The organism is Thioalkalivibrio sp. ALMg11, from assembly GCF_000377905.1.
Classification (GTDB): domain Bacteria; phylum Pseudomonadota; class Gammaproteobacteria; order Ectothiorhodospirales; family Ectothiorhodospiraceae; genus Thioalkalivibrio.
In genome coordinates this window covers 22,892-30,000 of the sequence record NZ_KB898871.1, presented here as the reverse complement: position 1 = coordinate 30,000, position 7,109 = coordinate 22,892, and the positions used below count along the sequence as shown (strand labels likewise).

The window sequence follows — 7,109 nt, the reverse complement described above, 5'->3', positions numbered from 1 at the left end:
TGGGGCGGTCTCCTCCCAAAGAGTAACGGAGGAGTGCGAAGGTACCCTCAGCGCGGTCGGAAATCGCGCGACGAGTGCAAAGGCATAAGGGTGCTTAACTGCGAGACAGACACGTCGAGCAGGTGCGAAAGCAGGTCTTAGTGATCCGGTGGTTCTGTATGGAAGGGCCATCGCTCAACGGATAAAAGGTACTCCGGGGATAACAGGCTGATACTGCCCAAGAGTCCATATCGACGGCAGTGTTTGGCACCTCGATGTCGGCTCATCACATCCTGGGGCTGAAGCAGGTCCCAAGGGTATGGCTGTTCGCCATTTAAAGTGGTACGCGAGCTGGGTTTAGAACGTCGTGAGACAGTTCGGTCCCTATCTGCCGTGGGCGTCGGAGATTTGACAGGATCTGTCCTTAGTACGAGAGGACCGGGATGGACGCACCTCTGGTGTTCCGGTTGTCACGCCAGTGGCATTGCCGGGTAGCTAAGTGCGGAAGGGATAACCGCTGAAAGCATCTAAGCGGGAAACCCACCTGAAGATGATATCTCCCTGGACCCTCGAGGTCCCTGTAGGGCCGTTGAAGACTACAACGTTGATAGGCTGGGTGTTGAAGCGCGGTAACGCGTGTAGCTAACCAGTACTAATTGCCCGTGAGGCTTGACCATATAACACCCAAAGTGTTGGTGGTCTCGTTTGGCACATCGCTACGTACACAAGCCTAGAATGCATTCCGAATTTAGATGACGTGGAACAGTCCGCGTGGTCTAGCCAGTTTGTCTGGCGGCAATAGCGAGTAGGAACCACCCGATCCCATCCCGAACTCGGAAGTGAAACTGCTCTGCGCCGATGGTAGTGTGGGGTCTCCCCATGTGAGAGTAGGTCACCGCCAGGCATTAATCCGAAGCCCGGTCCCCTTTTTTGGGGGCCGGGCTTTTTTTGTGCGTGGTTTTCAGACACGCATAGTTGATGGTGAAGTCTGCTGTGTGTCGCCCGTGGCCGGTTTGGAAGGCGCGCAGGCGCAGAGACGGAGGGTGGATGAGACAGAAGCGGACGGACGGAGGGTTGGTGCTGGTGGGGCTGGTCCTACTGGGAATTGGGCTCTATGCGATTTTCGGCGGCCAGTTGGCCTTCACGCCTATCGCGCCCCGGGAGGGGTCCGGATTTGGTGGGCCAGTGGCAACACTCATTGGCGTGGCCTTCGTGATCGGTGGCCTGTACTTCCTTCGGGAGTCGCGCCGGTGATCACACGGGCTTGAGCCCGCGATGAGAAATGCAGCGCTGGTTGGCTTCAGTGTCAGGTAGTCGGAGCGTCCGTACGGGACGTTGGTTGAACGGCGCAAGCTTTCGATGGTTCTCTGTGCTCGGGGTGACGTGAGGGGGGGTACGGCTTGGGACTGGTAAACGGGTTCAGGCTCGCGCCGTGGTTCGCCACGTGAAGCCGTAATCCTGGCTCGCGATATCTGTTTCGGATGGCTCGGAGCCAAGGCCGTCGGCGAGCGCTTGGCGTGCAAGCGCCTCGTGGTTGTTGTCACTCGACAGGTGCATCCCGATCACGTGGCGTAGCCTGGAGCGATCGATGCGGTGGAGAAGCTCGGTGGCCGCGTGATTCGGCAGGTGGCCGTAACCACCCGAGATGCGTCGCTTAAGCGATGCCGGGTACCGCCCGGCGGCGAGCATGGCAGGGTCGTGGTTGCACTCCAGTAGTAGGGCGTCGGCTGCATCCGCCACCTCGACCATGTGCGGAGAAATGTGACCGGCATCGGTCATCAGGACCAAGCGGTGATCGCCGTCGGAAAACGCAAACTGGATGGGTTCGCGGGAGTCGTGCGGTACCGTGTACGGTTGCACCCAGGCGTCGTCGATCTCCAGCGGTGCATCCGCCTGGATCTCCTGGATGTGGGCAAAACCGGCGTCGCGGGCGGCCAATCGGGTGCCGGGGCTGGTAAATACAGTGAGGCCGTAACGCCGGGATAGCGGCGCGGTGGCGCCGATGTGGTCGGCGTGCTCATGGGTTACCAGGACGGCCGTCAGGTCCCGTGGGGTCAGGTCGACCCGGGACAGGCGGCGTTCCAGCTCCTGCATCGAGAATCCGCAATCCACCAGCAGACGGGTAGAGCCGATCTCGACCACCAGGGCGTTGCCGGAACTCCCGCTGCCCAGGGAGCAGAAGCGGATCACGGTGGCCGGGCTCGCCGCGTTCTAGCGAAGGATCTGCTGCTCGATCTGCTCCAGGACGAACTCGGCGTCGCGGCGGCCAAGGGGCTCACCATCGATGTCGCGCGCCTCGATGCGCAGGTCGCCGTCGCCAATATCGGTCAGACGAATCTGATAGCGCTCGTTCTCGCGACGATCGCCGCCGCGCCCGAAGATTCGACTGAAGAAGCCACCGCGTTCGCTCTCACCGACCATGTCGGGGCGATAGGTCACTTCGAAGGTCCCGGTACTGCGATCCTGCTCGTCGACCAGGAGGCCGGCGCGATCCAGGTAGGTGCCCATCTGCGACCACATGCGGTCGAAGTCGCTGCCCGTCACCAGTACCTGTTGGCCTTCGTGTTCCGTCTGGTGCAGCTCAGTCGGGCGGTCGCCAATGGTCTCGGCTACCCGGGTGCCGCCCTCGGGGATCTCGCCCGTGGCGAGGTATACCCGCAGGCGATTAAGCATCTCGGCTTCTAGTTCGGGATCGGACGGGCGCATGGCCCAGCGCCAGGTCTCGCCCTCGGGTTCTTCCGTGGCCCCTCGGTGCGAGATGTAGATGGCTGAGCGGCCATTGTCGCGTTCGACGCGCAGGCGGTATTTGTCGCGCGTGTTGGCGTCGTACACGTTACCCAGGGCACGTGCGAAGATGTTCTGTGTGCCCCGCAGCGGAATCCCGGCGCGGTCTTCGGCCCATTCGGTCTCCATGACGCCGACCTGGGGTTCGTTGCGCTCCAGGCGCAGGTTCTGGCTGTCCCAGAATGCAGTCAGGCGTTCCCAAAGATCCTCCGGGACCACCTCAACACTCAGCCAGCGGACGCTGCCTTCGCGCATCAGCTGGATCTCGGTGGACTCCGGAAGCACACGGGCATCGCTGCGGACCGGCGCGGTTGCCCCGGCGGGCTGGCGCTGCTGCAGGCGGGCCGCGGAGTCTTGTTGCATCTCGCGGGCGCTGATCCGTTCGCCCGGGGCGTCCGGAATACGGTAGGCGCGTTCGCTGTCGGGTGCGATCAGGTCCGGTGGGACCTCGAGGTTGTCCATCTGCCGGCTCATTTCGTACTCGGGGCCGGACTGGCGGTCGCCGGAGGTCGAGCACCCGACGAGGGCCAGGCCCGTAGCCAGGGCAAGGGCGGTGCGGGTCGCGTGGCGGTGGAGCTTGGCAGACTGTTTCATGTCGGGGATCAGACCTCTATGCCGGCCTGGCGCATCGCGTCCAGGACCGGCGCATGGAAGGGTTCGGACAACGGAGTCAGAGGCAGGCGGATGCCTTCCTCCATGAGCCCCATACGTTGCAGCGCCCATTTGACCGGAATCGGGTTGGCCTCGAGGAACAGGGCCGAATGCAGCCCGTCCAACTGGCGATTGATCTCGCGCGCCTCGTCGGGGCGGCCTTCACGCACGGCGCGGCACATGGCGGCCATCAGCTGCGGTGCGACGTTGGCGGTGACGGAGATAACCCCGTGGCCGCCGGCGAGCAGGAAGGCCAGTCCGTTGCCATCATCCCCGCTGTAGAGGTCCATGCGGTTGCCGACACGGGCGACCAGATCGGCGGTGCGCTCGTTGCTGGCCGTAGCTTCCTTGAGCCCGATGATGTTCGGGATGTCGGCGAGACGCTCCACCGTTTCCGGGAGTAGATCGACTGCGGTACGGCCGGGCACGTTGTACAGGATCTGCGGGATGTCCACCGCCTCGGCAATGGCCTTGTGGTGCAGGTAAAGGCCTTCCTGGGTCGGCTTGTTGTAGTAGGGAGAGACCAGCAGGCAGGCATCGGCGCCGCCTTCCTTGGCGCAGCGGGTCAGGGCGATCGCCTCGCGCGTGGAGTTCGCGCCGGTACCCGCGATCACCGGCAGGCGCCCGGCGACGGCCTTCACCGTGTAGGCGATGGCCTCGCAGTGCTCGTCGAAATCGAGGGTCGCGGATTCGCCGGTGGTGCCGACGGCGACAATGGCATCGGTGCCGGCCTCGATGTGGAATTCCAGGAGCCGATCCAGGGCCGGCCAGTCCAGGCTGCCGTCCGTGTGCATCGGGGTCGCCAGTGCGACCATGCTGCCTTGAAACATCGACTCCTCCAACAACGGTAATGGTGCAGTCTAACGGGCGGGTGACAGGGCATTCAAGATTCCTTCGGCCGGGTGTTCGCCGCGCCTCATGTTTCGTGCACCCGGTCGCCTCCCTTGGCGCGAAGAGACGCGGATCCAGTGGCCCGCCTGCGTTGGCGCCGCCGGGGCAAGGTGGTATGTTGCGAGCCATCATGCCTGTTGCCGCTTTCACGCAGAGAACCCCCGGGTGCTTGCCCGTCCCTTGCCTCGCGCGCAGCCGGCGGGTGCCGCATGGCTGAGGTGGTTGGCGCGGGCACCCATACCCACTTGATCCTCAACCTGATCGGGCCCGATCAGCCCGGTCTGGTGTCCAGCGTGACCCGCGTGATCGCCGATACCGGCTGCAATCTCGAATCCAGTCGCATCACGGTCGTGGGTGGCTACTGCTGCATGGCGCTTAGCGCCAGTGGCAACTGGAAGACCCTGGGCACCCTGGAGTCCCGTCTGCAGCGCCTGGAGGCGGAGATGGGGCTGGTCGTGGTGGCCCGTCGCGGCCCGCTGGAGGAGCGCCCCGAGGCGGCGATGCCCTATGCCGTGGACGCGGTGGCGCTGGATGCCCCAGGCCTGCTGAATGCCCTCTCCGATTTCTTTACCAGCCGTGGCGTGAACCTGCGCGACGTCCAGACCCGGGTGTACATTGCCCAGCAGACCGGGGCGCGCATGTTTGCGGCCAACATGGTCGTGGATATCCCCGCGGGGCAGCACCTGGCCAGCCTGCGCGGCGAGTTCATGGACTTCTGTGACGAACTGAACGTGGACGGTGTGCTGGACCCGATCAAGGCCTGACCGGGCCGGGCTCGCGTGGCGTCCGCGGTCTTCTACTTTGAAGCCCTCTACTCAAGGAGCAACGCCTGATGAGCATCGCAATCGACCAGCCAGTACCCGACGACCTGCGCGTGCCGGCCACCGGCGACCAGACCCTGGGTCCGGCCGACTTCAAGGGCCGCATCGTGGTCCTGTATTTCTACCCCAAGGACAGTACCCCGGGCTGCACCAACGAGAGCCTGGACTTTGCCGCCAACCAGGCCGCCTTTGACGCCGCCGGTGCGGTGATCCTCGGCGTTTCGCGCGACAGCGTGAAAAGCCACGAGAACTTCCGTGCCAAGCAGGAACTGCCCTTCGATCTGCTGAGCGATGGCGACGAGACCCTGTGCAACGCCTTCGACGTCATCAAGATGAAGAACATGTACGGCAAGCAGGTCCGCGGTATCGAACGTTCCACCTTCGTGATCGATGCCGACGGCGTACTGCGCAAGGAGTGGCGCAAGGTCAAGGTGCCGGGCCATGTGGATGAGGTCCTCGCCGCGGTGCGCGAACTCGCAGGGAGCTGACCCTCCTCTTCCCCCACTTCTCCCCGGAGGTGTCATGAACGCGACCGCCCAGGATCCGAAACGCCTGCTCGTCCTGGACACCAATGTCCTGATGCACGACCCCACGGCGCTGTTCCGCTTCAAGGAGCACGACATCTTCCTGCCCATGGTCGTGCTCGAGGAACTCGATCGTGGCAAGAAGGGGGTTTCCGAGGTCGCGCGCAACGTACGCCAGGTCTCGCGCTTCATTGACGAGCTCACCACCGGCGCCCAGCACGAGCAGATTGCTGCCGGGTTGCCGCTGCAGGCGGATTCGCTCAGCGAGTCGACGTTCGCGCCCACCGGCCGCCTGTTCTTTCAGACCCGCAACCTGTCCTCCAGCCTGCCGGCCTCGCTGCCGGGTTCCTCGGCCGACAATGACATCCTCGCCACTGCCCAGGCGCTGAAGACCGAGTATCCCGACACCCCGGTGACGCTGGTATCCAAGGACATCAACCTGCGTATCAAGGCCACAGTGATCGGCCTGCATGCGGAGGACTACTACAACGACCAGGTGCTGGACGACGTCAGCCTGCTGTTCTCCGGCATGACCGAACTGCCGGCGGACTTCTGGGAGACGCACGGTACCAAGATGGATTCCTGGCAGGAGTCCGGCCGCACCTACTACCGCGTGACCGGCCCGCTGGTGGCCGAGTGGCGGCCCAACCAGTTTGTCTATCGCGAAGGCGAGAACCCGCTGTCCGCGATCGTGCTGGAGATCGACCAGCCGAACGAGTCCGCCGTGATCGAGCTGGTGGATGACTACATGACCCCGCGCCACAGTGTCTGGGGCATCAACGCCCGCAACCGCGAACAGAACTACGCCCTGAACCTGCTGATGGACCCGGAGGTGGACTTCGTCTCGCTGCTGGGGGCCGCCGGTACCGGGAAGACCTTGCTGACCCTGGCCGCCGGGCTTGCGCAGACGCTGGAGGACAACACCTACAAAGAGATCATCATGACCCGGGTCACGGTCCCGGTGGGGGAGGACATTGGCTTCCTGCCCGGCACCGAAGAGGAGAAGATGACCCCGTGGATGGGTGCGCTGATGGACAACCTGGAGGTGCTGGCCAAGTCCGAGGGCGCGGGGGACTGGGGGCGCATGGCCACCAACGACGTCCTGACCAGTCGCATCAAGATCCGCTCGCTGAACTTCATGCGCGGGCGCACCTTCCTCAACCGCTACATCATCCTCGACGAGGCGCAGAACCTGACCTCCAAGCAGATGAAGACCCTGATCACCCGCGCCGGACCGGGGACCAAGGTGGTGGCGCTGGGGAATATCGCGCAGATCGACACCCCGTACCTGACCGAGACCTCATCGGGGCTGACCTACGTGGTCGATCGCTTCCGCAACTGGACCCACAGCGGGCATATCACCCTGACGCGCGGGGAACGTTCGCGGTTGGCGGATTACGCCTCGAACCACTTGTAGGGATCGGATTGCTCCCCGGTCATTGCGAGGAGCGAAGCGAGT

At 64.0% G+C, this 7,109-nt stretch carries 7 protein-coding genes and 2 rRNA genes (1 of these 9 cut by a window edge); 6 read left to right on the top strand and 3 right to left on the bottom strand.

Annotated elements, in window-relative coordinates:
- From D578_RS0100165 to D578_RS0100155, 3 genes are all read left to right on the top strand, one after another.
- Positions 1-656, top strand: a 23S ribosomal RNA gene (locus D578_RS0100165) (it extends 2,222 nt beyond the left edge of the window).
- A gap of 111 nt (positions 657-767) precedes the next feature.
- Positions 768-883 (top strand): 5S ribosomal RNA (gene rrf / locus D578_RS0100160).
- A 143-nt stretch (positions 884-1,026) separates the two neighbouring features.
- Positions 1,027-1,233 (top strand): hypothetical protein, encoded by a 207-nt coding sequence (locus tag D578_RS0100155; RefSeq protein ID WP_018948002.1) that lies wholly within the window; start codon positions 1,027-1,029, stop codon positions 1,231-1,233.
- A gap of 165 nt (positions 1,234-1,398) precedes the next feature.
- Here D578_RS0100155 and D578_RS0100150 read toward each other — a convergent pair whose 3' ends face one another.
- From D578_RS0100150 to dapA, 3 genes are read right to left on the bottom strand one after another with little or no spacing between them, the layout of a single operon-like run.
- Positions 1,399-2,169: an MBL fold metallo-hydrolase gene (locus D578_RS0100150; RefSeq protein WP_018948001.1), complete on the bottom strand. Its 771-nt coding sequence runs from the start codon at positions 2,167-2,169 to the stop codon at positions 1,399-1,401.
- 21 nt (positions 2,170-2,190) lie between these two features.
- Complete coding sequence (gene bamC / locus D578_RS0100145; RefSeq protein ID WP_018948000.1) at positions 2,191-3,357, bottom strand: outer membrane protein assembly factor BamC; 1,167 nt, start codon at positions 3,355-3,357, stop codon at positions 2,191-2,193.
- A gap of 8 nt (positions 3,358-3,365) precedes the next feature.
- Positions 3,366-4,244 carry a 4-hydroxy-tetrahydrodipicolinate synthase gene (gene dapA / locus D578_RS0100140; protein ID WP_018947999.1) on the bottom strand — a complete coding sequence of 293 codons (879 nt, stop codon included), beginning with the start codon at positions 4,242-4,244 and terminating at the stop codon, positions 3,366-3,368.
- Between the two features lie 270 nt (positions 4,245-4,514).
- On the opposite strand from dapA, the gene D578_RS0100135 reads away from it, so the two are divergent.
- The 3 genes from D578_RS0100135 (at position 4,515) to D578_RS0100125 (ending at position 7,067) form a co-directional block, all read left to right on the top strand.
- Positions 4,515-5,069 (top strand): glycine cleavage system protein R, encoded by a 555-nt coding sequence (locus D578_RS0100135; RefSeq protein WP_018947998.1) that lies wholly within the window; start codon positions 4,515-4,517, stop codon positions 5,067-5,069.
- Positions 5,070-5,137: 68 nt separating this feature from the next.
- Entirely contained in the window at positions 5,138-5,614 is a 477-nt protein-coding gene (locus tag D578_RS0100130; protein WP_018947997.1) for a peroxiredoxin, read from the top strand.
- A gap of 34 nt (positions 5,615-5,648) precedes the next feature.
- Positions 5,649-7,067: a PhoH family protein gene (locus tag D578_RS0100125; RefSeq protein ID WP_018947996.1), complete on the top strand. Its 1,419-nt coding sequence runs from the start codon at positions 5,649-5,651 to the stop codon at positions 7,065-7,067.
- Positions 7,068-7,109: the final 42 nt, after the last annotated feature.

Excerpts from the sequence above, each read along its gene's own strand:
- dapA (WP_018947999.1), bottom strand. The coding sequence starts at position 4,244 with ATGTTTCAAGGCAGCATGGTCGCACTGGCGACCCCGATGCACACGGAC.
- D578_RS0100135 (WP_018947998.1), top strand. The coding sequence starts at position 4,515 with ATGGCTGAGGTGGTTGGCGCGGGCACCCATACCCACTTGATCCTCAAC.
- D578_RS0100125 (WP_018947996.1), top strand. The coding sequence starts at position 5,649 with ATGAACGCGACCGCCCAGGATCCGAAACGCCTGCTCGTCCTGGACACC.
- D578_RS0100155 (WP_018948002.1), top strand. The coding sequence starts at position 1,027 with ATGAGACAGAAGCGGACGGACGGAGGGTTGGTGCTGGTGGGGCTGGTC.
- bamC (WP_018948000.1), bottom strand. The coding sequence starts at position 3,357 with ATGAAACAGTCTGCCAAGCTCCACCGCCACGCGACCCGCACCGCCCTT.
- D578_RS0100130 (WP_018947997.1), top strand. The coding sequence starts at position 5,138 with ATGAGCATCGCAATCGACCAGCCAGTACCCGACGACCTGCGCGTGCCG.